16 protein-coding genes and 1 pseudogene are annotated in these 21,668 nt (G+C 72.5%); 4 read left to right on the plus strand and 13 right to left on the minus strand.

All coding sequences use genetic code 11. The features are described from left to right. Positions 1 to 13 precede the first annotated feature (13 nt). Positions 14 to 1,156 carry a DUF3533 domain-containing protein gene (locus tag ACIO3P_RS30645; RefSeq protein ID WP_401854122.1) on the plus strand — a complete coding sequence of 381 codons (1,143 nt, stop codon included), beginning with the start codon at positions 14 to 16 and terminating at the stop codon, positions 1,154 to 1,156. 68 nt (positions 1,157 to 1,224) lie between these two features. Here ACIO3P_RS30645 and ACIO3P_RS30650 read toward each other — a convergent pair whose 3' ends face one another. After that, entirely contained in the window at positions 1,225 to 2,340 is a 1,116-nt protein-coding gene (locus ACIO3P_RS30650) for a S1 family peptidase (RefSeq protein ID WP_401854119.1), read from the minus strand. Between the two features lie 408 nt (positions 2,341 to 2,748). Continuing rightward, entirely contained in the window at positions 2,749 to 2,895 is a 147-nt protein-coding gene (locus tag ACIO3P_RS30655) for an SDR family oxidoreductase (protein ID WP_401793344.1), read from the minus strand. Between the two features lie 24 nt (positions 2,896 to 2,919). Between ACIO3P_RS30655 and ACIO3P_RS30660 the strand changes: the two are divergent. Further along, positions 2,920 to 3,242, plus strand: a pseudogene (locus tag ACIO3P_RS30660) (TetR/AcrR family transcriptional regulator C-terminal domain-containing protein); the annotation flags it as partial. 205 nt (positions 3,243 to 3,447) lie between these two features. Further along, on the plus strand, positions 3,448 to 4,314 hold the full coding sequence (locus ACIO3P_RS30665; protein WP_329824605.1) for an alpha/beta fold hydrolase: 867 nt from the start codon (positions 3,448 to 3,450) through the stop codon (positions 4,312 to 4,314). Positions 4,315 to 4,370: 56 nt separating this feature from the next. On the opposite strand, the gene fxsT is transcribed toward ACIO3P_RS30665, so the two are convergent. From fxsT to ACIO3P_RS30690, 5 genes are all read right to left on the minus strand, one after another. Continuing rightward, positions 4,371 to 8,327: an FxSxx-COOH system tetratricopeptide repeat protein gene (fxsT, locus tag ACIO3P_RS30670; RefSeq protein ID WP_329824606.1), complete on the minus strand. Its 3,957-nt coding sequence runs from the start codon at positions 8,325 to 8,327 to the stop codon at positions 4,371 to 4,373. Then, entirely contained in the window at positions 8,311 to 9,642 is a 1,332-nt protein-coding gene (fsxC, locus tag ACIO3P_RS30675; protein WP_329824607.1) for an FxsC protein, read from the minus strand. Before fsxC ends, fxsT begins: the two co-directional genes overlap by 17 nt. Before the next feature lie 34 nt (positions 9,643 to 9,676). Beyond that, positions 9,677 to 10,474 (minus strand): AAC(3) family N-acetyltransferase, encoded by a 798-nt coding sequence (locus tag ACIO3P_RS30680; protein WP_329824608.1) that lies wholly within the window; start codon positions 10,472 to 10,474, stop codon positions 9,677 to 9,679. After that, complete coding sequence (fxsBH, locus tag ACIO3P_RS30685; RefSeq protein ID WP_401854116.1) at positions 10,467 to 12,776, minus strand: radical SAM/SPASM protein FxsBH, inactivated beta-hydroxylase extension form; 2,310 nt, start codon at positions 12,774 to 12,776, stop codon at positions 10,467 to 10,469. The genes ACIO3P_RS30680 and fxsBH overlap by 8 nt, the downstream gene beginning before the upstream one ends. Before the next feature lie 61 nt (positions 12,777 to 12,837). Then, positions 12,838 to 13,002, minus strand: coding sequence for an FXSXX-COOH protein (locus tag ACIO3P_RS30690; protein ID WP_329824610.1), 165 nt, complete (start codon positions 13,000 to 13,002; stop codon positions 12,838 to 12,840). Between the two features lie 230 nt (positions 13,003 to 13,232). On the opposite strand from ACIO3P_RS30690, the gene ACIO3P_RS30695 reads away from it, so the two are divergent. Further along, positions 13,233 to 14,153, plus strand: coding sequence for a DUF4231 domain-containing protein (locus ACIO3P_RS30695; RefSeq protein ID WP_401854113.1), 921 nt, complete (start codon positions 13,233 to 13,235; stop codon positions 14,151 to 14,153). Between the two features lie 57 nt (positions 14,154 to 14,210). Here ACIO3P_RS30695 and ACIO3P_RS30700 read toward each other — a convergent pair whose 3' ends face one another. From ACIO3P_RS30700 to ACIO3P_RS30725, 6 genes are all read right to left on the minus strand, one after another. Continuing rightward, the gene (locus ACIO3P_RS30700) at positions 14,211 to 14,690 is read right to left on the minus strand and encodes a hypothetical protein (protein WP_329824612.1); all 480 of its coding nucleotides are present in this window, start codon (positions 14,688 to 14,690) and stop codon (positions 14,211 to 14,213) included. A gap of 150 nt (positions 14,691 to 14,840) precedes the next feature. Continuing rightward, the gene (locus ACIO3P_RS30705; RefSeq protein WP_329824613.1) at positions 14,841 to 15,740 is read right to left on the minus strand and encodes a S1 family peptidase; all 900 of its coding nucleotides are present in this window, start codon (positions 15,738 to 15,740) and stop codon (positions 14,841 to 14,843) included. 249 nt (positions 15,741 to 15,989) lie between these two features. Continuing rightward, entirely contained in the window at positions 15,990 to 16,790 is an 801-nt protein-coding gene (locus ACIO3P_RS30710; RefSeq protein WP_329824614.1) for a DUF1684 domain-containing protein, read from the minus strand. Beyond that, positions 16,787 to 18,094, minus strand: coding sequence for an NtaA/DmoA family FMN-dependent monooxygenase (locus tag ACIO3P_RS30715; protein ID WP_401854477.1), 1,308 nt, complete (start codon positions 18,092 to 18,094; stop codon positions 16,787 to 16,789). Before ACIO3P_RS30715 ends, ACIO3P_RS30710 begins: the two co-directional genes overlap by 4 nt. 68 nt (positions 18,095 to 18,162) lie before the next feature. Then, complete coding sequence (locus tag ACIO3P_RS30720) at positions 18,163 to 19,245, minus strand: LLM class flavin-dependent oxidoreductase (RefSeq protein ID WP_401854109.1); 1,083 nt, start codon at positions 19,243 to 19,245, stop codon at positions 18,163 to 18,165. Positions 19,246 to 19,252: 7 nt separating this feature from the next. Continuing rightward, positions 19,253 to 21,259 (minus strand): FAD/NAD(P)-binding protein, encoded by a 2,007-nt coding sequence (locus tag ACIO3P_RS30725; RefSeq protein WP_401854108.1) that lies wholly within the window; start codon positions 21,257 to 21,259, stop codon positions 19,253 to 19,255. Between the last annotated feature and the right edge of the window lie 409 nt (positions 21,260 to 21,668).

Raw genomic sequence — 21,668 nt, forward strand, 5'->3', positions numbered from 1 at the left:
GGAGCGTGGGGGCATGACTTTCGTCGACGAGGTGAAGAACGCCGTCTCCGTACGGACCGCCCTGCTCGTCCTCGGTGTGCTCGCGCTGCAGCTCCTGTTCATCGCGTCCTACGTGGGCGCGCTGCACAGCCCGAAGCCCACGGAGGTCAAGGTCGCCGTCGTCGCCCCGGGCCGGAGCGCGGCCCAGCTCACCACCGCGCTGAAGGGGCTGCCGGGCAAGCCGCTGGACCCGCGCACACTGCCCGACGAGAAGACCGCGCGGCAGCAGATCATGGACCGCGACATCGACGCCGCGCTCGTCGTCCGGCCGAAGTCGATCAGCGACACACTGCTGGTGGCCACCGGTCAGGGCACCAACGAGACCCGGGCCCTGGTGAACATCTTCGAGAGCCTGGAGTCGCAGCAGCAGCGCTCCCTCAGGCTGACGGACATCGCACCGGCCTCCATCCGGGACGCGGGCAGCCTCTCGTCCTTCTACCTGGCGGTCGGCTGGTGCGTCGGCGGCTATCTGTGCGCCGCCGTCCTCGCGATCAGCCACGGGGCCCGGCCGGCCAACCTCAGCAGGGCCGTGATCCGGCTGGCCGCGCTGGCGGCGTACGCGATCGTCGGCGGCCTGCTCGGCGCGGTGATCACCGGCCCGGTGCTGGGGGCGCTGCCGGGCGGTGTGGCGGCGCTGTGGGGGCTCGGCGCGCTCACCGTCTTCGCGGTCGGCGCGCTCACGCTGGCGCTCCAGGCGCTCTGCGGGGTCGTCGGGATCGGGCTGGCCGTGCTGATCGTCGTGATCGCCGGGAACCCGAGCGCGGGCGGCGCCTACCCGCCGCCCATGCTGCCGGACTTCTGGCGGGCGATCAGCCCCGCGCTGCCGCCGGGCGCGGCCACCTGGGTCGCCCGGTCGATCGCGTACTTCCGGGGCAACGCGATCACCGGGCCGCTGCTGGTGCTCTCCGCCTGGGCGGTGGCCGGTACGGCGGTCACACTGGTCAGGTCGGCGTTCCGTACGAAGGGCCGCCCGGCCGGGCCGGACCGCGGGGCGCGCCCTGACGCCGGAACAGGCACGGGCCCCGGAACAGGCCCTGGGACCGGCACCGGCCCTGGGACCGGCACCGGAACCGGAACCGGCCCCGATGGTGCGACCGCCGCCGGGCCGTCCGTCTGACCGACGCGCGGGAGGGCCCGGCACACCCCTTCGGTGCGCCGGGCCCTCCGCCGTTCCGTGCCGTACGGTCAGCCGATCTCGGCGCCGTACTCGGCGAGCGCCGCCGTCACCGGCTGGAAGAACGTCTCGCCGCCCGAGGAGCAGTCACCGCTGCCGCCCGAGGTCAGTCCGAGCGCGGTGTCCCCGGCGAAGAGCGAGCCGCCGCTGTCGCCCGGCTCGGCGCAGACGGTGGTCTGGATGAGGCCGTTGACGATGTCGCCGTTGCCGTAGTTCACGGTGGCGTCGAGACCGGTGACCTCACCGTCGTGCACCTGCGTCGTGGAGCCGCTGCGGACGACCTGCTGGCCGACCGTCGCGTCGCCCGCCCGCGTGATCTCCTGGCTGCTGCCGTCGTACAGGTTCACCTCGCTCGGGTGGTCCACCTCGGCGGTGTACTTGACCAGACCGAAGTCGCTGCCCGGGAAGGTGGAGCCCTCGGTCGTCCCGATCTGCTGCCCCTGCGTGTCGGACCAGCTCTGGATGGACTCCGTGCAGTGCCCGGCGGTCACGAAGTACGGCTCGCCGTCCTTGACCACGTTGAAGCCGAGCGAGCAGCGCGAGCCGCCGCCCGTGATGGCGTCGCCGCCCGCGACGTACGGCTTGAACTCCCCGGCGGTCTTCTTCAGTTCGGCCTTGGCGCCGAGCTTCTCCACCACGCCGCTGAGCTTCTCCCAGGCCGCGCCCTTGACCGTACGGTCGGCGGTGACGACCACCTTGTTGGCCACCGGGTCGACGGCCCACGACGTGCCAGGGACGGACGCGTCGGCGGTGAGGGTCTGCCGGGCGCTCTTGAGGTCGGCGAGGGTGTTCTGAACCAGTCTCGCCTTGCCGCCCGCCTGACGGACCCTCTCGGCCGCCTGCTGGTCGACGACATTCACCACGAGGGCCTTGGCCGTGGCGTCGTAGTACGAGCCGGCCGTGGCGTCACCGAGGTCCTTGCCGAGGGTCGAGCCGAGCTTTCCGGCCGCCGTCGCCGTCAGGGTCTTCACGGTGAACTGAGGGGTTTCCTCACTGGCGTTCGCATTCTGCAAGGTGAAACCCGCGGCTATCACGGCGATCGCCGCGCCGCCCGCGATCGTGGTGCGCTTCTTGGACATACGCCGATGGTTCAACGTCAACCTCCTGTGGGGACCGTGCCGGCCCATGTGGGGTGCACCGGCACGGAGGACGAGGCGCCCACTATTCCGAGATCGGGCTGTCGCACACAAGGTCGACTTCAGGACGCACACATGACCGACACATTGCGCTCCGGCGTATTCGCCCGCGGCCGGGAGCCCCGTCCGGGCGCCCTCCGCGCGACGCGACGGCGCCTACATGGCAGGGGCATGACATATGCCCCCGACCATCCGTTCCGTTTCGCGAACACCTGCCGCAACCACCACATCACCCACGGGTAAGGACTGGACCTGTCCGGAAACAACTCCCGCCACTTCCGCACCCGTTCACGTCGGTACCGGCGGTCCCGGCGGACGGTACCGACGTCGACCGCGACCCGATGGGAGGACCAGCCCGGCGCGCTCGGTCCGGTCCTCAACGCCATCGCGCCCGGTCGCTCAGAGGAGGGCGCCGCCGGAGACCTCGATGCGCTGGGCGGTGACCCAGCGCAGGCCCTCGGAGGCCAGCGTGGCGATGGCGTCGCCGATCTCCTCAGGTTCGCCGACGCGGCCGAGCGCGGTCTGTCCGGCCAGAACCTGGCGCATTCCGGCGTCGTCCCGCATCGCTCCGCCGTTGAAGTCGGTGGCGGCATGACAGCCCTGTTCCGGATCGTCATCGCCGAACTGCCTCGCTTTCCCGAACTGGGGCGGATGCAGTTCCAGCTCGGCAAACTGCGCCCTACTTCACCTCCGTTCAGCACTACTTGGAATCCGAGCACGAGGCGGGCAACGCTGATGTCCCGGACGCGGCGAGCGCCGCGAACCAGTTCCTCGGCATGATCGCCAACTACGTCCTGTGGCCCCGCATGCTGCTGACCGACTGGAACCCCGCACCCTCCGACGTCCATGACGCCGTCGAACAGGCCGTCCAGACCATGCTCGCCAGATACGCCCCCGTACCACCGGCGCGTTCGCTCAGGCCGCCCTTACGCAATCAGCTCCGAGCCGGGACAATCGTCCTGAACCGGGCTCTCCTACGAGGGAATCGAGCCGGTCATGGGCGCCGAGGGGTAAGCACCACGGCGGAGGGGAATGCAGGGTCACGGTGCCTGCATGGGGCATGTACATCGGAGCACGCCGGATGAAAGGGGCAGGGGGTTGCGACGTCGGGTGCGCGCGGCGGACGGGCGGCATCTGATGGTGGAGCGTCTGGGGGATCCGCGGGGCAGACCGGTCTTCCTGTTGCACGGCACGCCGGGCAGCAGGCTCGGACCCGCGCCGCGCGGCATGGTGCTGTACCAGCGGGGCATGCAGCTCATCGCCTACGACCGGCCGGGTTACGGCGGTTCCGACCGGCTCGAAGGGCGCAGTGTGGCCGATGTGGCCCAGGACGTGGCGACGATCGCCGACGCCCTCGGCCTCGACCGGTTCGCCGTCGCGGGCCGTTCCGGCGGCGCCCCGCACGCCCTGGCGTGCGCCGCGCTGATGCCGGAGCGGGTGACCCGTGCCGCCGCGCTGGTGCCGCTCGCGCCCTGGGACGCGGACGGCCTCGACTGGTTCGAGGGCATGGCGGCGTCCAACGTCGCGGCGTACACCACCGCGGCCAAGGACCCGGCGGGCGTGGCGGCGCGGCTCATCCCGCGGGCCGCCGCCATCCGCGAGAACCCGGTGCAACTGCTGGACGATCTGCGCAGAGAGCTGACCGACTCGGACCGCATGGTGGTCTCGGACGCCGGGCTCAGAATGATGCTGCTGCGCAACTACCAGGAGGGGCTGAGCGATTCGGCGTACGGCTGGATCGACGACGCGGTGGCCTTCGCCAGCCCGTGGGGGTTCGACCCCGCCGACATCCGGACGCCGGTGCTGCTGTGGCACGGCGAGAAGGACGTCTTCTCGCCGGTCGGCCACGCCCGCTGGCTCGGGGAGCGCATCCCGGGCGCGACGGTCGTCCTGGAGCCGGCCGCGGCGCACTTCGCCTCCCTGCACGCCCTGCCCAGAAGCCTCACCTGGCTCCTGGCCGACTGAGCGGGCCGAGGGGTACGGCGCCGGGCGCGGGCCCGGCGCCGTACCCCTGGCGGGTCTCACACCGCCAGCGGTTCCAGGTCCCGGTAGACCCGCCGGTCGTCCCGTGCGAAGCGGGTCAGCGCGTGCTCCTCGCCGAGCAGCCTGACCAGTTCCTCCACGGTCTCCACCCGGAGCTGCGCAGCCTCGCCCTTGCGGCCGAGCGCCCCCAGCGTGACGCACATGTTGGAGGTGACGGCCAGCGTCTCCGGATGGCGCGCGCCCAGCGAGACGCGCAGCCCCGCGACGGCGCTCCGCTCGGTCACCAGCGCCTCGTCCAACTCGCCCAGGTCCGCCTTGGCGTTGGCGAGGCTGACCGTGCAGAAGAGCGTGTGCGGATGTTCGTCGCCCAGCACCTCCCGCATCGTCCGCAGCGCGCCCTGGAGGAGCTGCTGGGCCAACTCCGGTGCCCCGCACCCCCAGTGGAAGAGGCCGAGGTTGTTGATCGCGGCGAGGGTGTACGGGTGGCGGGCGCCCGGCACCCGCAGATACTGGTCGACGACCTCCTGCGTCAGGTCCCTGGCCGCCACCGGCTCCCCGGCGGCGAAGTGGTCGGCCGCCATGTTGAGGTCGCAGGCGAGCATGTCCGGGTTGATGTCCGCGCCGTACTTGGCCCGGTAGCGGTTCCTGGTGGCCGTGGTCAGCCGCCGCGCGTCCTCCAGGAGCCCCGCCCTGCGCAGCGACACGGCCAGGCTCTTGGCCGCCGCGAGGGTGCCGGGGAACGCCCGTCCCATCCGCTCCTTGTAGAGGGCGTACGTCCGGCTGAGCAGCGCGACCGAGTCCTCGTACCGGCCGATCTCCCGCAGGTCGCGCCCGAGGCTGGTGGCGGAGGAGAGCGTGTACGGGTGCTCGGGGCCCAGCACCTCGGTCCGCCGGTCGAACACCTCCTGGTCCATCTCGCGCGCCTGGGCGTACCGGCCGACCATGCGCAGGTTCAGCGCCCGGTTGTTGGCGGCGGCGAGCGTCCTGGGGTGGGACTCGTGGAAGATCCCGCTGAACCCCTCGTGCGCCTCGGTCGCCAGCTCCATCGCCTTGGCGTACTCGCCGAGCGTGCCGAGGTCCATCGCGAGGCCGCTGGTGGTCATGTACGTGTGCGGGTGCGTCGACCCGAGCACCCTGCGCTGCCGGGTCAGGGTCTCCTCGTCCAGCTCCCGCGCCTCCACGTAACGGCCTTGCGAGCGGAGGATGTTGGAGAGGTGGAAGCGGAGATACAGGTACTGCGGGTCGTCGTTGCCGAGCGTCTCGCGCCAGAGGTCGCGCAGTTCGCCGGCGAGTTCGAAGGCGGCCGGCAGATCGCCGCGCTTCCACAGGTAGCGCACCCGGTCGATGAGCAGCCTGCGGGTCTCGGGGCGCAGGCAGAGGCTCGCCTCCGAGGTGATGAGGTGGGGCCAGATCGTGTTGAACCGGTCCCAGGTGCCGGGGTTGTCGATCGGCTCATCGCCGTCGGGCCTGGCACCCGCGAGGATCCGGTGGACGGCGTGCCGGGCGTCGCGCTGCTCCTCCTCGGTGAGCTGGGCGCGGATGATCGCCTGGACCAGCCGGTGCACCTGGATGCTGTTGCCGACCTGGTCCACCTTGGCCAGCGCGAACCGGCCGATCTCCCGGATGACCCGGCCCAGCACCAGCGTCTCCTGGAGCGAGACGTCGTACGGCTTGAGCGCCTCGATCATCTCCTTGCTGTAGAGGAGGTTCGCGGAGATCGGCTCGGGGGCGAAGAAGGCGCAGAGCTGGAGCAGCCGTACCGCGGCCGGTGAGCGCTCCTTGAGCCGGTCGATGGAGATGTTCCAGGTCGCGGCGACGGGCTCGGGGTAGCCGGCGGGCTGGTTGAGGGAGAGCACCCCGGCCGCCTGCTGGCCCAGTTGGTCCAGGTACTCCGAGACGGGCGTGGCGGTCTCCGCGATCCAGGCGGCGGCCTGTTCGACGGCGAGCGGCAGGTCCCCGACGGCGGTGGCCACCTTGTCGGCGTCCACGAGGTTCAGCCCGGGGGCGCGCCGCTGGAGGTGTTCGACGGACTCCTCCCGCAGGAACACGTCGACGGGCAGCGCGTCGCCGTACTGCGACCAGGTCTGGTTGCGGGAGGTGACCAGGACATGGCCGGGGCCGCCGGGCGGGAAGTAGCGCTGGACCAGCTCGGGGTCGTCCGCGTTGTCGAACACCAGCAGCCAGCGGGTGGACGGCACACCGCGCCGCAGCAGGTCGACGGCCTCCATCGAGGCGGCTGCCATGTCGTCGCCGCCCCGGGCGCCGAGCCGTACGGCCAGCTCGGCGAGGGAGGCGACCACGTCGGCGGTCTGTTCCGAGGAGATCCACCAGACCAGGTCGTAGTCGGCCATGAAGCGGTGCACGTACTCCAGCGCCACCTGGGTCTTGCCGATGCCGCCGAGTCCGTACAGGGTCTGCGGCTGCGGCAGGACGACGGCCATGCCGCCGCCGAGCTGGTCGCGCATCCGCTCCAGTACGGCGGAGCGCCCGGTGAAGCCGGGGTTGCGGGCCGGCGCGTTCCAGATCTTGGGTACGGTGCCGGGGAAGCGCGGCCCCGGTGCGACGGCGTCGGCGAGCTGGACGGGCCGTTCCAGGGCGCGCAGCAGCGCGGTGGTGGCGTGGGTCTCGTCCAGGCGGAAGAGGTCGACGGGGTTGCGGTCGATGTACGGGGCGGTGAGCCGTACGTCGCCGACGCGCACCGGCAGCAGCCGGCGCCGGGCGCCGCCGGGGTCCTCGGAGGCGGAGCGCGAGAAGACCTCGACGGCCCGCGCGGACTTGAGGTAGGCGGCGGAGAGCAGTACGACCGTGCGGGTGGCGTTGTCGTGGTGGATCGAGAGCGATCCCGTGTCGCCGCCCTTGGGCGCGGTGGGCTGGTCGGCGGAGGCGTCGCGCGGGACGACGCGGAACCCGGCCCGGGTGAGGACGGATTCGATCCAGTCGGCCCACATCCGGTTCTCGGCCACATAGCTGAGGTAGAGGTCGGCGGGGAGGGCGGGCCTGCGCCGGGTGAAGGCGTCCCTGATCCGCAGCCTGGCCTCGTCGCCGACGGCGGGCATCGTGGTGACGGCGCCCTCGGTGACATAGGCGGTGAGCCGTTCGAAGGCGGAGAGCAGGGAGTTGGAGAGCCCCGCCTCGTCACCGAAGGTCGCCAGGGTCTCCTCGTACGCGTAGTAGGGGCGGTACGGGATCTCCACCGCGCCCCAGTAGGCGGTGAGGCGTTCCCCGGTGAGTCCGGCGGGGAACCGGTCGAACTTCAGCCGGGCCAGGGCGCGTCCGGCGTCCGCCTTCTCCTTCTCGCCCTCGTCGATGCGCATCGGTACGGGGAAGATCCGGATGCCCCGGCCGCCGTACCGCTCGTCGATCTGGCGGGCCACGGCGGCGGCGCCGTCGATGGACTGGTCGCTGAGGGTGAAGCAGTCGACGAGGACGTCGGGCAGGTGGACGGTGCAGATGTCGGCGATGTCGCTGAGCCCGGTGCGGCTGTCGATGAGGACGTAGTCGTAGTGGGCCTTCATGTCCTCGCGCAGCGCGTCGAAGAAGTGGCCGCCGCCGAGCCGGTCGTAGAAGTTGTCCCAGTCGAAGGTGGAGACGGTCGCGGAGTACTCGCGGTTCTGCCGTCCCGCGGAGACGAAGTCGAGGGTGCCGCCGTCGGGGAACTCCCAGCCGAGGTGTTCCGGGGTGAGCGAGACGGCGTGCGGCTGGATCCGCGCGTACTCGCGGTGCCAGTCGTCGGGGCGTTCCACGGGGCTGGTCGCGGCCCAGGCGTACTCGGTGATCAGGTCGATGACCCCGGTGGTCGCGCCGAGGGTCGAGGGGTCGAGGAAGGGGTGGAAGAAGCGGTGCAGGCCGGGTGCTTCCAGGTCCCAGTCGACCGCGAGGACGCGCTTTCCGTTGGCGGCCAGGATCCAGGCCGTGTTGGCGAGGGCCATGGTGCGGCCCGTACCGCCTTTGTAGGAGTAGAAGGTGACGATGCGTCCGTCACGACGTGCTGTCATCCGTGTCCTCCGCATCGGGCGCCAGGTCGTGCGTCTGGGGAACGTAGTGCGTCGTGGCGTACTCGGCGGCCATCGGGCCGCGCAGTCTGGGCCGTTCGGTGTGGCTGCCGCCGGCCGGCGGATAGACCTCCGCGTGCCGCAGGTACTGCTGGGCCGCCGCTTCGACGACCTGGGGAAGTATCTGGCCGAACGCCTCCATGCTGGGCACGCCCTTGGCGGCGGCCCGGCAGGCGGCGCGGCCCTGCCCCATCTTCTTGGGCATGGTCCGTTCGAGTTTCTCGCTCAACTCGGCCTGGGCCGCCCGGCTCTGTTCGTCCTCGCGGTTCCACGGGACGACGACGCTCACCCAGGGCCGGTGTTCGGCGTCGAACGCGGCGAGCCGCTCGCGCTGTTCCTCGTCGTTCAGGGCCCACCGGTCGACCAGCAGTATCTCCGGCCGTACGGGGGCCTGTTTGCCTTCGTGGGGTACGGACACCTCGTCGAACGAGACGATGTCCGCCTGGTAGTTGAGGGAGCGCACCAGATCCCGGGCGACATACGCCAACGGCCGTGCCGAGTCCGGGTGGTAGGGGTTCCAGTCCTGTGCCATGCCCCCGTAGTAGTCGGCCGTACGGCCTTCCGGCAGCCCGTGCCGGGTGGGCGCGGCCACGGTGACCTGCATCGGGCGGGGCCCGCCGCTGGCGCCGAAGGCGCTGGGCGCGCTGCGGTAGTCGACGGGGCGCCCGGGGCCTATCGCGGAGGTGTCGGCGACGCTGACGATGCGCTTGGCGAGTTCGTAGACGGCCCGCTGGTACTCGTCCTCGAATATCCGGAGTTTGATCAGCCCGTACAGTCCGTCGGTGACGTAACGGTCCCCGAAGTCACGGTGGTTGAACTGCAACCGCTCGGCGGGGCCCGGCAGGTGCCGGGGCGGTACGGGCACCCAGAGAGCCGGGACGATCGCCTCGGCCGTGGTGTTGTTCTTGGCCTGCTCGTAGATGACGCGCTGGGCGAAGGCGTACCACTCCTTGCCGCACATCTCGCTGGCGAAGTAGCGCGGCGAGAACAGCGGCACGAAGACGCGGCAGGTGGCGAGCACATCGGCCAGCCGCTCCGACCAGCCCTCGCCCGAGCGCATCTCACGGTCGATGAATCCGGCCTGGGCCCCGGCGGGCAGATCCGTCATGGCCATCACGTGCTCGGACAGATCCCGGAAGAGCTTCTGCACCCACATGTCCGGGTCGGCCCCGGAGGCGCCGTCCCTCGGTGTGTGCGCGTAGCTCAGGAAGAAGTACGGCCGATGGTCGGCCGCTCGCTGCTGCGGTGACGCGTGCACACGACCCCCGTCCTGTGGTGAACACCCACGTCGCTCAACGCCGTTTCTCGGCCATCCACACCGTGGCGTGCGCCACCGCGTCCTTCATCGGGAAGAGGCGCCCGACCACCCCGCCCAGTTGTCCCTTCTGCTCAAGTCCCCAGGGGAACGCGGCCCCAATCGCTGCGAAATCACTGTCGTCGAGGTGCACATCCTCATATTCCACCCAGCGCGGTGATCCGTCCGGCGCTTTCACCACACAGTGATAAGAACGTGTGGTCGCGCCGGGCCGGTACTCGGCGAGATGGAACGCGGTGCAGGCGCCGTACCCCACATTGACCAGCAGAACCCGGGCGTCGGCCCCGGCCAGCGCGCCGAGCGGGGATTCCGGGCCGAGGTGGCTGTGCAGCGGGTGGTCCGCCAGCAGTTCGGCCGCGCGCGCCCCGAGCGCGGCGAACGAGGTCTGCGGGTGGGTGCTCCGTACGGCCCCTTCGGCGGTGCGTACGGACTCGGCCAGCCGGCCCATCGCCGTGCAGGGGGTGGTCGCCGCGTCGAAGGCGGGCATTTGGGCGCGGAACGCGGCGGCCTGGCGGCGGGTCAGTCCGGAGATCCGGGCCCGGTGGGCGGTGGAGGAGTCGGAGTTCTCCTCGGTGAAGGCCGGCACGACCAGGGTGCCGTCCTCCCCCAGCGCCGTCAGCAGGGCCGTGCGCAGGGTGTCGGCGTCGAGGCCGGTGCCGCGCAGCGAGGCGTGGACGAGCAGGGTCGTTCCGGGGGTCACCCCCAGGGCGGTCAGCTCGCGGGCCAACTCCTCGGCGGTGGAACGGGTTTCCGTATCACGGGGGGTGTCAGACACGGTCGGCCTCCGCGCGCAGTGTGGTCAGCAGGCTCTTCCCGCCGACGGTGAGTTCCGCCGCGTCCTGAAGGGTGTCCAGCGCCCGCAGGGCGTGGTCCCGGTGGCGGCGGTCGTAGGCGGCGAGTCCCACGCGTTCGTGGGCCCCGGCGAGCAGTTCGGAGACGGGCACCGGTCGCTCACGCCAGGGCGCGGGGCGCTGCCACGCGCCGTCCAGCGCGTAGAGATCGGTGACCTCGGTCAGCGCCCGCAGGGTGGCCCGGCGGAAGCCGCGCAGCAGGGCGGGCGCCAGGGCCACGGGATCGCCCGCCACGGGGACGCCGAGCGCCCCGTAGCCGTACGCGGGGCTCGCGGCGCGTCCGGCGGGGCCCCGCGGGGCCGTCACGGGCGCGAGGGGCGTCAGCGTGGACAGGGTGACGGCGGCCTGCGCGGCCTGGTCGGGGACGGCGTCGCGCAGCAGCGCCCAGGCCGCCGCGAGCCGGCCGCTCCAGTCGGCGGCCTCGTCCCGGCCGAGCCCGGGGTGGGCGGGGGCGTCGAAGGTGTCGCGGTACGGGTCGATGTCGTCCAGGGCGAGGTCGGGCGCCCCGTCCCGGCCGAGGCGGCGCACGGGGCGCCAGGGTCCGGCGGTCTCGTCGGCGCGGACGACCCGCAGTTCCGCGGTGCCGGTGCGCACCACGAACCCCTTCTCGGCGAGGCGTACCTCGGCCTCGCCGCTCTCGCCGGGCGGGCCGAGCCGCAGGGCGCCGAGGGTGGGCAGGACGAGCACGCCGTCCCGGTGGTGGACCCGTACGGGCGTGTCCAGACCGCCCCGCAGGACGGCGGCGGCGACATACGCCTGTACCCGGCGCGCGAGGCCCGGCGCGTCGGGCCGCCCGTCGCGGGCGGCGGCGATCGCCTCGGCCAGCCAGGTGCGGGTGTAGGGGTGGGCGAAGAGGGTGTCGAGCCCGTCGGAGCGCCGTTCGACGGCGTTCGCCAGCTCCCACGCCTCCTGCCAGGGCTCGCCGCCCCGGCCGTCGAGCGCGGCGTGCAGCTCGGCCAGCATCGAGCGGGTCAGCTCGTGCTGGGCGTCGAGGAGTTCAGCGGGGTGGCCGACGGCGGGCGGGACGGTCTCGGCGCGGGTACGGGACTCGATCCCGCCGATGAGGGCGATCAGGTCGGCGCAGTACACGGAGGGGTTGTCGAATCCGCCCGGCCCGCCGGGGCCGCCGGGGCCGCCCGGCCCGCCGAATCCGCCCGGCCCGCCGGAGCCGCCGGGGGGCGTCCCGGACCCCGACCGGTAGCGGTGGGTGTAGAGGCCGCCGCCGCAGGAGCGGACGACCGGGCAGCGCCGGCACTCCTCGCTCACACCGGCGAGCCCGAGCTGTCTGCTCCGTACGCCGGGGTGGGCGGCGACCTCGTCGAAGGTGTGCGCGAAGACGTCGAACCCGGTGGCGGCGGCGCCCTCGTAGGCGCTCTTGAGGGAGTCGACCTGCTCCAGGGTGCCGTCGGTCTCCACGACGACGAGATCGGTGGGGGCGAGGCCGAGCGATTCGGTGAGGCTCGGGCCGCCGGTCAGGGTGGAGAGCACCGAGTCGAAGAGGCGTACGGGCATCGGCCGGCCCCGCGCGTCCCAGCGGTCGAAGACGGCGAGCAGCCAGTCGGCGTACGCGGTGGGCGAGCCGTCCGGGCGTGGCGGCGGCTCGTCCCAGGTGGCGTGCGGCAGCAGGAAGTCGATGCGCGGCGGGTCGAGCGCGTCCAGCGCGTCGTACACGGCGACGGGGTCGTTGGCGGCGTCGATCGTGCAGAGCAGCCCGAGGTCGAGATGGCGGTAGCGGTCCTGCCGGAGGAGTTCGACGGCCTTGAGGACCAGAGGGTGGCTGCTGCGGCCGTCCGCGAAGCGGCGGTGGCGGTCGTTGGCCGTACGGTCGCCGTCGAGGGAGATGCCCACCCGGACGCCGAACTCGTCGAAGAGGTCGAGATAGCGGGGCGAGAGCTGGAGCCCGTTGGTGTGGATGCGTAGGTCGAGGTCGGCGACGCCGTCGAGGGCGTGGTGAAGTTCCTCGCACACGCGCCTGAGCCGGGCGGGGCCGGCGAGCAGTGGCTCCCCTCCGTGCAGGATCACTGACACGGAGGGCAGGGCGTGGGTGGTGGCATGCTCGGCCAGTCGCAGAGCTGTCCGGGAAATCGCTTCGTCAGAGATCGCTTTGGGGCGGGTACGCCAGCTCTGATCGGCGTGTTCATAGATGTAGCAGTGGTCACACGCCAGATCGCACCTGCTGTGGACCTTCAGGACGATCTCGCGGAAAGGGACCAGGGGTCCTGTCATTCCGCCAGTCTAGAGCGCGTTTCGCCAGTCCAGAACGCTCCAGAACACTCAAGAACGCTGACTAGAGCGCCGAGTTGAAGCTCGACACCCGCGCGACACGGCCGCTGGGCATGGGCAGTACACGGCCGAGCTTCTTGGCGACACCGGCGTCGCGTACATCGATCTCTGCGAGGGGGACGCGGTTCTTCTTCGCGGTGGCGAAGGCGACAGAGGTCTGAGAGGTCACGGCGGCCGTCCTTGATCATGTCGGTCGTACAGGAGACACCGCACCGTTGCAGTGTCAGCGGCTCGACTTTACTCTCATGAACCCGTGCGGCAACTCGGCACGTGGGGACGAGACAAAAGCGTTGCCGGGAGTTCACGAACGGGTGCGGGGCTGATCGTTCCGCTGATCGAGTGACAACAAAACAGCAGACGGGGGCGCGCATGGCCGACTTACGCGGACCACTGCACAGCATGGTCTTCCGAAACGCCGATCTGCCGGTTCTCTTCCATCACGCGGACGCGATCGCCGTCCGCCGCCAGCGCGAAGCGGTCAACGCCACCCGCCGCCAGCTCCTGCTGCTGGTGCTGGGCGCGCTGCTGACCTCGCTGCCCTGGCAGGGGAAGGTCGGGGGATCGTTCCAACTCCTCAGCGCACTCGGCGCGTTGGCGTACGCGGGTGTGCTTCTGGTCACGTTCCGCTCCGCGGGCCAGCGAGCGAAGTCGCACTGGCAACTCAACCGCTCCGCGGCGGAGTTCATCAAGTCACTCTCCTGGCGCTACGCGGTGCACGGCGCGCCCTTCGACTCCGGGGCCGCCGGGGCCGCCGAGTTGTTCGCCACGCGGATGGAGGCCGGGCTCGCCGAGTTACGGAAGGTGGGTTGGGAGGACCCCCGGGAGAGCCCTCAGGAGGGTTCGGGCGCGGGAGGGGGCGCCTCCGGGGAGCTCATCACGCCCGCGATGCGGATGCTGCGGGACAAGCCCTTCGGCGCCCGCAAGGAGACGTACGTCAGGGACCGGCTGATCGAGCAGCGCAACTGGTACCACCGCAGAACGGTCGTCTCCCGCCGGGCCACCACCCTCTGGTCGGCCACCATCGCGCTGCTGACCCTGCTGGCGCTGCTGCTGGCCGTACTGCGGACGTTCTCGGTCACCGACTCGGGTGCTTTCCTGGGGCTGTTGTCGGCGTCGGCGGCGGCCTGTCTGGCGTGGAGCGAGATACGGCGCCACCAACCCCTCATCTCCGCGCACTCGTTGGTGGAGGAGGACCTGGCGGCGATGCATACGGCGATGGAGACGATGGTCACCGAGGAGCAGTGGGCCAACGCGGTGTACGAGACCGAGCGGATCGTCTCGCCGCAGCACACGGACTGGCTGGTACGGCACCGCAGTTGAGCCGCCCGTCCGGAACGCGGCGCGGCGGTACGGGCACAGGGGCGCGGGTGCGCCGCCTCAGGCGCGCTCGACGCCCTCGCACCAGATCACCGTGACCGGCTTCCCGCGCTCGCGCGCGTACCGCACGATGTCGCCCGTTCCGCCGAGACCGCGGGCCGGGCGGCCGTCCCAGACGGCGAGCAGCCGGTCGCAGTTGTCGGCGATGTAGGTGCCCGCCGCGTAGTACGCCTCGTCGGTGGAGTGCGGGTAGGCCATCCGGACCTCCAGCGTGGCCCGGTCCTTGAGCCTCAAGTAGCCGTCGAGTTCGGCCGGGTCCTCGAAGCCGTCCTCGTAGTCGCCGCTGGGGATGACCACGGTCAGCTCCGCGCCGTGGTCCAGGGCGAGGACCGCGAAGAGCTGGTCGGCGCCGGCCGCGAGGCTGGAGAGCGCCTCCATCGACCCGCTCTGGCCGTGCAGTACGGCCACGATGGCGGCCCTGATGTGCGCGTACGCCTCGGCAGGGATGTCGCGGTGGCCGGTCACTCCGATGCGTTTCACTGCTTCACGGCCCCCGGTTCCTCTGCGGCGCACACCCTGGCATTCTCTCAGAGACAGGGAGGCGAGCCCCCGCCCGGCGATCCGGACGGAGACTCGCCCCGCGACTGATCCAGCCGGATCCGGACGAAAGCCGGACCCGGGCGAAAGACCCTAGACGAGCGTGACCCCGTAGGCGCTCAGGGCCTCCGTCACCGGCTGGAAGTACGTGGTGCCGCCCGAGGTGCAGTTCCCGCTGCCGCCCGAGGTGAGCCCGATGGCGAGCGAGCCGGAGTAGAGCGCCCCGCCGCTGTCACCCGGTTCGGCGCAGACGGTGGTGCGGATCAGGCCGCTGACGACATCGCCGCTCCCGTAGTTCACCGTGTAGTTGAGGCCCGTCACCGAACCGCTGTGGATGCCGGTCGTGGAGCCCCGGCGCGTGACGGACATCCCGGTGGTGGCGTTGGCCGCGCCCGTGATGGTGACACTGCCGACGGTGCCCGGGTGGGCCAGCGCGGTGTTCGAGTACCGCACGAGGCCGTAGTCGTTGCCGGGGAAGCTGGTGCCGGCCGAGGGGCCGATGCTCGTGCTGTGCGCGGAGTTGGTGTACCAGGGCGGCAGGCCCTCGGTGCAGTGGCCCGCCGTCAGGAAGTAGTACGTGGTGCCGCTGCGGACGTTGAACCCGGCCGAGCAGCGCCAGCTCGTGGCGTAGACGGCGTCGCCGCCCGAGATGAGCTTGGAGAGCGTGCCCGTGGTGCGCTCGACGCGCAGCGCGCCCGCGTTGGCGCCGGCGGCCCGCTCGATGGAGTCGATGTCGTCCGTGGTGACGGTGGAGTCGGCCTGGACGACAACGGACCTGGTCGCCGGGTCGACGGCCCAGGCGGTGCCCGCGACATCGGCTTCCAGCACGGCCTCGCTCGCCGCGGTGAGCTGGCTCGCGCTGAACGTGGTGGCCTGGGCGGCGTTCGCGGTGGGTATCGCGAGGGCCGCCGCCGCGGCTATTCCGGTGGTGACGGCGATCAGGCGTACGCGTCTTGCCACGCCGCTGAGGGGGGTGGTGCGCTTGATCCTCACTGGTCGTTCCTCCCGAAGGGAATCGGGGGCCCGTTGGTGGGGTTCAGGGGCCCGTGAGGCGCGGCCGACGGCGCGGGAGGCCCCGGGGGTCACCCGGGGACGCCGCGCCCCGACCGGCGCTGCACGGGAGTATTGGCGGCCTCAACTCCCCCCGCAAGGGCGGGATTTGGCCGCATGGACGACCAGTGGGGCGTACGGTGCCGGGGCGCCGCGTGGGGTGGCGCCCCGGCCGCGGGAGACGGGTCGGGGTCAGTCGGTGAGGACCGCGCGTTCGCCCGCCGGGACGGCGATCGGCAGCGTGTTGCCGGGCGGCGGGAACGGGCAGATGAAGTGGTCGGCGAAGGCGCACGGCGGGAGCAGCGAGCGGTTGAAGTCGACCGTCACCGTCCCGTCTTCGGCCGGGGCGGCGGGGCGCAGGAAGCGGAAGGGGAAGGTGCCGTGGCCGCTGGTGGCGTCGGCGAAGACCGCCCACAGCGAGCCGTCGGGCTCCACCGCGACCTGGAGGGTGTGTTCCGTACCGTCGGCGGTGAAGGCGATCTCGCCGCCGAGGCCGAGGCCCCGCTCCCGGCCGTCGGCGTTCCCGACGCGTACGGTGCGGCTCGCCCCGTACGGCCGGAAGCGGCCGGGCAGTGTCCAGGCCGGGTCGTACGGGGTGGCCTCGATGGCGCGGAAGGCGCGGCGCGCGGCCGACTCGGGGTCGAACTCCCGTACGGCCCACAGCCCTTCGCGGCGCAGCACGACCAGTCTGCGCGGGCCTGCGGCGATCCGGGACTCGTCGAAGGGGCCGGTGTCGGCGCCGAGTTCGATCTCTCCCGTGAGGGGCTCGCCGTCGGCGGTCAGCCCGTCCCCGGCCGCCGCGCTCAGCACGATCGCGTCGCCGTCCTCGCGCCACACCCCCGGGAGCCCGGGGAGGGTCCCGTCCGGGTGGTCGGCGAGCCAGTGGGTGCCGGTGAGGGCGAGCGGTCCGTACGGGGCGGCGACCGTGACGATGCGGTGTGCGTGCCAGCTCACCCACTCCTGGGCGGGGTCGGGCGATGGTTCCGTTGTCATGCTGTTGCACCTTTCCATACGGGGTCGGGGAGCCCGAGGTGGGAGCGCAGGGTGGTGCCCTCGTACTCCGTACGGAAGGCGCCGCGCTCCCGGAGCAGCGGGACCACCCGGTCGACGAAGTCGTCGAGCCCGCCCGGGGTGAGATGGGGTACGAGGATGAAGCCGTCGGCCGCGTCACCGGACACGAAGGCGTCCATCTCCTCGGCGACGGTCTCCGGGGTGCCGACGAAGGACTGGCGTGCCGTGGTCTCGATGACGGTCTGTCGGATGGACAGCCCCTTGGCCTCGGACAGCGCCCGCCACCTGGCGGCCACCGCGAGCGGGTCACCGACCCGTACCCGGCCCTGGACCAGCGTGGAGTCCGGGTCGGGGTCGATCTCGGGCAGCGGTCCGTCCGGGTCGTAGCCGGAGAGGTCGCGGCCCCAGACCTGTTCCAGGGCGAGCAGCGCGTTCTGCGGGGAGACCTGTTGTGCGCGGATCGCGGCGGCGTGCTCCCGTGCCTCGGCGTCGGTGTCGCCGAGGACGACGGTGACCCCGGGCATGATCTTGAGGTCGTCCGGCTTCCTGCCGTACGCGGCCAGCCGTCCCTTGGTGTCGGCGTAGAAGGCGCGGCCCGCCTCCAGGGTGCCGTGCCGGGTGAAGATCACATCGGCGGCGGAGGCGGCGAACTCGCGGCCCTCGTCGGAGTCGCCCGCCTGGATGATCACGGGGTGGCCCTGCGGGGAGCGCGGGACGGTGAACTCGCCCGCGATGTCGAACTGCGGCCCGGAGTGCGCGAAGGGCCGGGGCGTGCCGTGCGGGGCGCCGGGCGCGGGCGGGGTCCAGGAGTCCCACAGCTCGCGGGCGGTACGGACGAACTCGGCGGCCCGGGTGTAGCGGTCGGCCCGGTCGAGATAGCCGCCGCGCCGGAAGTTCTCCCCGGTGAAGGCGTCGGAGGAGGTGACGACGTTCCAGGCGGCGCGGCCGGCGCTGAGGTGGTCGAGGGTGGCGAGCCTGCGGGCCAGTTCGAACGGCTCGTTGAAGGTGGCGTTCACGGTGGCGGCGAGGCCGAGCCGGTCGGTGACGGCGGCCAGCGCGTTCAGCACGGTGAGCGATTCGGGGCGGCCGACGACGTCCAGATCGTGGATGAGGCCGTTGTGTTCGCGCAGCCGCAGCCCCTCGGCGAGGAAGAAGAAGTCGAAGGTGCCGCGCTCGGCGGTCCTGGCGAGCGCCTCGAAGGAGGCGAAGTCGATCTGGGAGCGGGAGCGGGGGTCGGCCCAGACGGTGGTGCTGTTGACCCCGGGGAAGTGCGCGGCGAGATGGATCCGCTTGCGCGCCCCGGCCCCGGTCCGCGCAAGCGGGGTGGCCCCGGTCCGCTGTGTCGGCTCGGTACTCATGACGCTCCCCCGGTGGTCGTGTACTGGTTGGCGGGCCGGGCGAGGCCCAGGTGTTCGCGGAGGGTGCCGCCCGGGTGGAAGGTGCGGAAGAGGCTGCGGTGCTGGAGGAGGGCGACGGTGCCGTTGACCAGGCGTTCGAGGTCGCGGTGGGGCTCGACGGGGGTGAGGTGGAAGCCGTCGACGGCGCCGCCGGCGTGCCAGCGGGTGATGAGGTCGGCGAGGTCGACGGGGCCGCCCCGGTAGTACGCGCCCGCCGCGCCGGCGGCGGTGTGCGCCCCGTTCACCGGGCCCGCCTCCGGCGGGCGTTCGCCGTCGTGGAAGTCGAGGGTGAGCGCGGCCAGTACCCGCAGGGTGCCGGGGGCACGGCCGTGGGCGGCTGCGCGGGCCCGCAGCCGCTCGCGGAGGGCCGCCGCCTCCTCGGGCCGGCCCGCCCTGATCAGGACGACATCGGCGTGCCGGGCGGCGGCGTCGGTGAGGGCGGGGGTGCGTCCGGTCGCTATGTCGACCACGGTGACGGGGTGCCCCTGGGGCGGCCTCGGCACGATGGACGGGCCGCGCACGCCGAACGTGGTGCCCTGGAAGTCGACATGGTGGAGCTTGGCGCGGTCGATGAAGCGCCCTGTCGATGTGTCGCGGATCTCGGCGTCGTCCTCCCAACTGTCCCAGAGCCGGGCGGCCACGTCGGCGACCTCGCCCGCCTCCCGCCAGAGGGCGGACGCGGGCGCGGCGGGCCGGCGCCCGAAGAGCCGGGCCTGTGCGGTGGTGGTCGACACGTCGACAAGCCATCCCGCCCGGCCACGGCTCACCCAGTCCAGGGTGGCGACGGCCGTGGAGAGGTGGAACGGCTCGGTGTGGGTGGTGGTGACGGTCGGGACGAGTCCGACGCGTTCCGTGGCGGGGGCGACCCGCGCGAGCACGGCGAGCGCGTCGAGGCCCGGGCGCTCGAAGGAGTCCCTGAGCGTCACGAAGTCGAGGGAGCCGCGCTCGGCGAGCCGGGCGAGTTCCCCGTACGACGCGGCGTCGTACCGGGGCGGGCCGCCGATCTCGGCGGCGAGGTGCAGGGGGCGGGTGGCGGACATGACGGGCCTACCTTCCGGCTTCCGACGGGCTGGTCGGGCCCGTCCGTAGAGTGAGGAGACGGCGCGCGGCGTCCGGGGACGGCGTGCGGACCGTGCGGGCGGACGCCTCGGCGAGCAGGGTGAGGGCGGTCCGCGCGGTGGCGTCGTTCTGGCGGAACGCGGGTCCGCCGGTACGCGGCCGGGTGAACGCCCCGCTGGAGCGCGCGGTGGTGTACGGGCCGAGCGAGAAACGGCGCGGGTGCGGGCGGCCGTCGCGTTCCACGAGCCTGCCGTCCCCGGGGTCGACCCGGACCAGCCCGGCGGCGGAGATCGCGACGGCCCCCTCGTCGTACAGGGAGCGCAGCAGCGGGCTGAGGGTGCGCTCCGGCGAGGGGTCGGGGAGCCGGGCCTCGACCAGGGCGCGCGCCTCGACGTACTCCCCCGGTACGGAGGCGCTGCCGGCCCGGAAGACAGCGCGGCGTTCGTCGGCCTCGACGGTGGTGCCCGCGCCGAGGAAGCGGACGACACCGGCCCGGGAGAGCGCGAGGAGCTGCCGCAGCCGGGGGCCCGGCGGGCCGGAGGCGAGATAGCTGAAGAAGCCGTGCCACCGCCCGCCGGGGTCGCCGAGGTCGCCGAGGCGGACGAGCTGGCCGTAGACGGAGAGCAGCCCGAGGAAGACCCCGAGGTCCGCGCTGTGGGCCGGGTCGTGCCGGCGGGCCAGGTCCCGGGTGATGTAGGCGCGCAGGCCGCCCTGGAGCGCGTCGTACGAGGCGAAGCGCGCCCCGTCCAGCGGCCGGTCGAGCGCGGCGAGGTCGAGCCGGTCGGCGGGGTCGGGTACGGCGGCGCTCACCAGGGCGTCGAGTGACGGGCTCCCGGGGTCGGCCGCCGCGTACCTCTCCTCGAAGTCCGCCCAGCCGACGCGGGTGCGCCCGGGGTGGGCGGTGAAGAGCCGGTGGTAGTGGGCGAAGCCCAGCTCCTTCTCGACCAGTGGCCGGATGTCGCGGGCGTAGTCGGGCCGCTCGGCCCTCGCCAGCAGGGCGTCGATCTGCGCGGGCCCGAGGAAGCGCGGCAGCGGGGGCCGTTCACCGGCCAGTCCGTAACCGATCTTGGAGTGGTACGGGACGCCGCGCCGCGAGCCGACGTGGAGGACGGGTTCGCGCCCCGACGGGTGGTAGACCAGCTCGTCGACGGGGTCCCCGCCCCCGGTGTAGTGGCCGCCGCGCCCTTCGGTGAGCAGCACCATCAGGTCGACGAAGGCGAGGCCGAAGCCGCGCACGATGACGGGTTCACCGGCGGGCAGGGCGGTGAGGTCGCTGTCGGCGGTGAAGTCCGGCGGCAGGTGGCGCAGCCCGTGGCGGCGCGCGAATCCGGCCAGTTCCATCTGTTCCCGGTCGGGTTCGGCGTCGAGATGGCCGAGGGTCAGGACGACGAGATCGGCCTCCAGCGGTTCGGCGCGGCCGGCGAGCAGCACGCGCTGGCGTCCTTCGCGCTGCCCGGAGACGCGCAGCGCGTGGGTGGGGTGGAGATGGACCCGGACGCCGGACGGCAGGGCGGCCACCGTCCGCTCGTACACCCAGCTCAGATAGGCGCTCTGGACCCGGCGGCTGGGGAAGCTCTGTCCGGTGAGGGCGGCGATCTCGGCCAGGAGCCCGGCCCGGTCCGCCGCCGACTCGGCCGGGGAGGCGGCGGCGAGACGGGTGCGGCCCGCCGTGATGTCGCGGGCCCAGGCGTCGAGCGCGGGCCCGGGGCGTACGGGGCCCTCCAGCACGACCGAGTCGTCGGTGAACATCGTCACGTCCTCGGCCATGGAGTTCATCCAGAGCAGCGGGGACTGGTCGCGGCGCCATATCCGGCCGGCGCCGGGCGGGAACGGGTCGACGAGATGGATGTCCAGCGGCAGACCGTCGTACAGGGACGGCGCGTTGGCGGCGATCCGCTCCAGGAAGCCGGTGCCGCGCGGGCCCGCGCCGACCACGACGACGGACGGGGTGACGGGGGGCGTGCGGAGGGTGGCCGGATCCGGTGACGGGGGCATGGGAAGGCTCCGTGGATGCAGAGATCGAACACGGGGTGCCTTCACGCGGAACACGGACGGACCGAGCCCCTCAGCGGGGTCCGTCTGCGGGGACGAGGCTATGCGGGGTGTACGGCCTGTTGTCAAGCTTGTCCGTACTGTGAGCCGTCCGTCTCAGCGCGACGGGGGGCCGGTTGACTCGGAAACGGATGCCTGTTCCACTTGGCTCATGCATGCGAAGCAGTGGCTCGTCACGCGCTCCCACATCGACTTCGGTCGCGTGTGGTCCTCTTCCTGTTGAGCTGACGCCCTGCTCCGCCCCTGTTCTCCCGGCGCTCGCCGCGCCGTTCCCCGCGTGCCTTCACACGCAGCGCTCCAGGCTCTTCCCCTCCCCTCGTACCGCCCGCTCCCTTCGTAGCCGTCGTCCGAC

The organism is Streptomyces sp. NPDC087310 (assembly GCF_044744405.1).
Classification (GTDB): domain Bacteria; phylum Actinomycetota; class Actinomycetes; order Streptomycetales; family Streptomycetaceae; genus Streptomyces.

Coding starts and splice junctions, on each gene's coding strand:
- ACIO3P_RS30645 (WP_401854122.1), top strand. CDS start 14: ATGACTTTCGTCGACGAGGTGAAGAACGCCGTCTCCGTACGGACCGCC.
- ACIO3P_RS30650 (WP_401854119.1), bottom strand. CDS start 2,340: ATGGGCCGGCACGGTCCCCACAGGAGGTTGACGTTGAACCATCGGCGT.
- ACIO3P_RS30655 (WP_401793344.1), bottom strand. CDS start 2,895: ATGCGCCAGGTTCTGGCCGGACAGACCGCGCTCGGCCGCGTCGGCGAA.
- fxsT (WP_329824606.1), bottom strand. CDS start 8,327: ATGACAGCACGTCGTGACGGACGCATCGTCACCTTCTACTCCTACAAA.
- fxsBH (WP_401854116.1), bottom strand. CDS start 12,776: ATGACAGGACCCCTGGTCCCTTTCCGCGAGATCGTCCTGAAGGTCCAC.
- ACIO3P_RS30695 (WP_401854113.1), top strand. CDS start 13,233: ATGGTCTTCCGAAACGCCGATCTGCCGGTTCTCTTCCATCACGCGGAC.
- ACIO3P_RS30710 (WP_329824614.1), bottom strand. CDS start 16,790: ATGACAACGGAACCATCGCCCGACCCCGCCCAGGAGTGGGTGAGCTGG.
- ACIO3P_RS30720 (WP_401854109.1), bottom strand. CDS start 19,245: ATGTCCGCCACCCGCCCCCTGCACCTCGCCGCCGAGATCGGCGGCCCG.
- ACIO3P_RS30725 (WP_401854108.1), bottom strand. CDS start 21,259: ATGCCCCCGTCACCGGATCCGGCCACCCTCCGCACGCCCCCCGTCACC.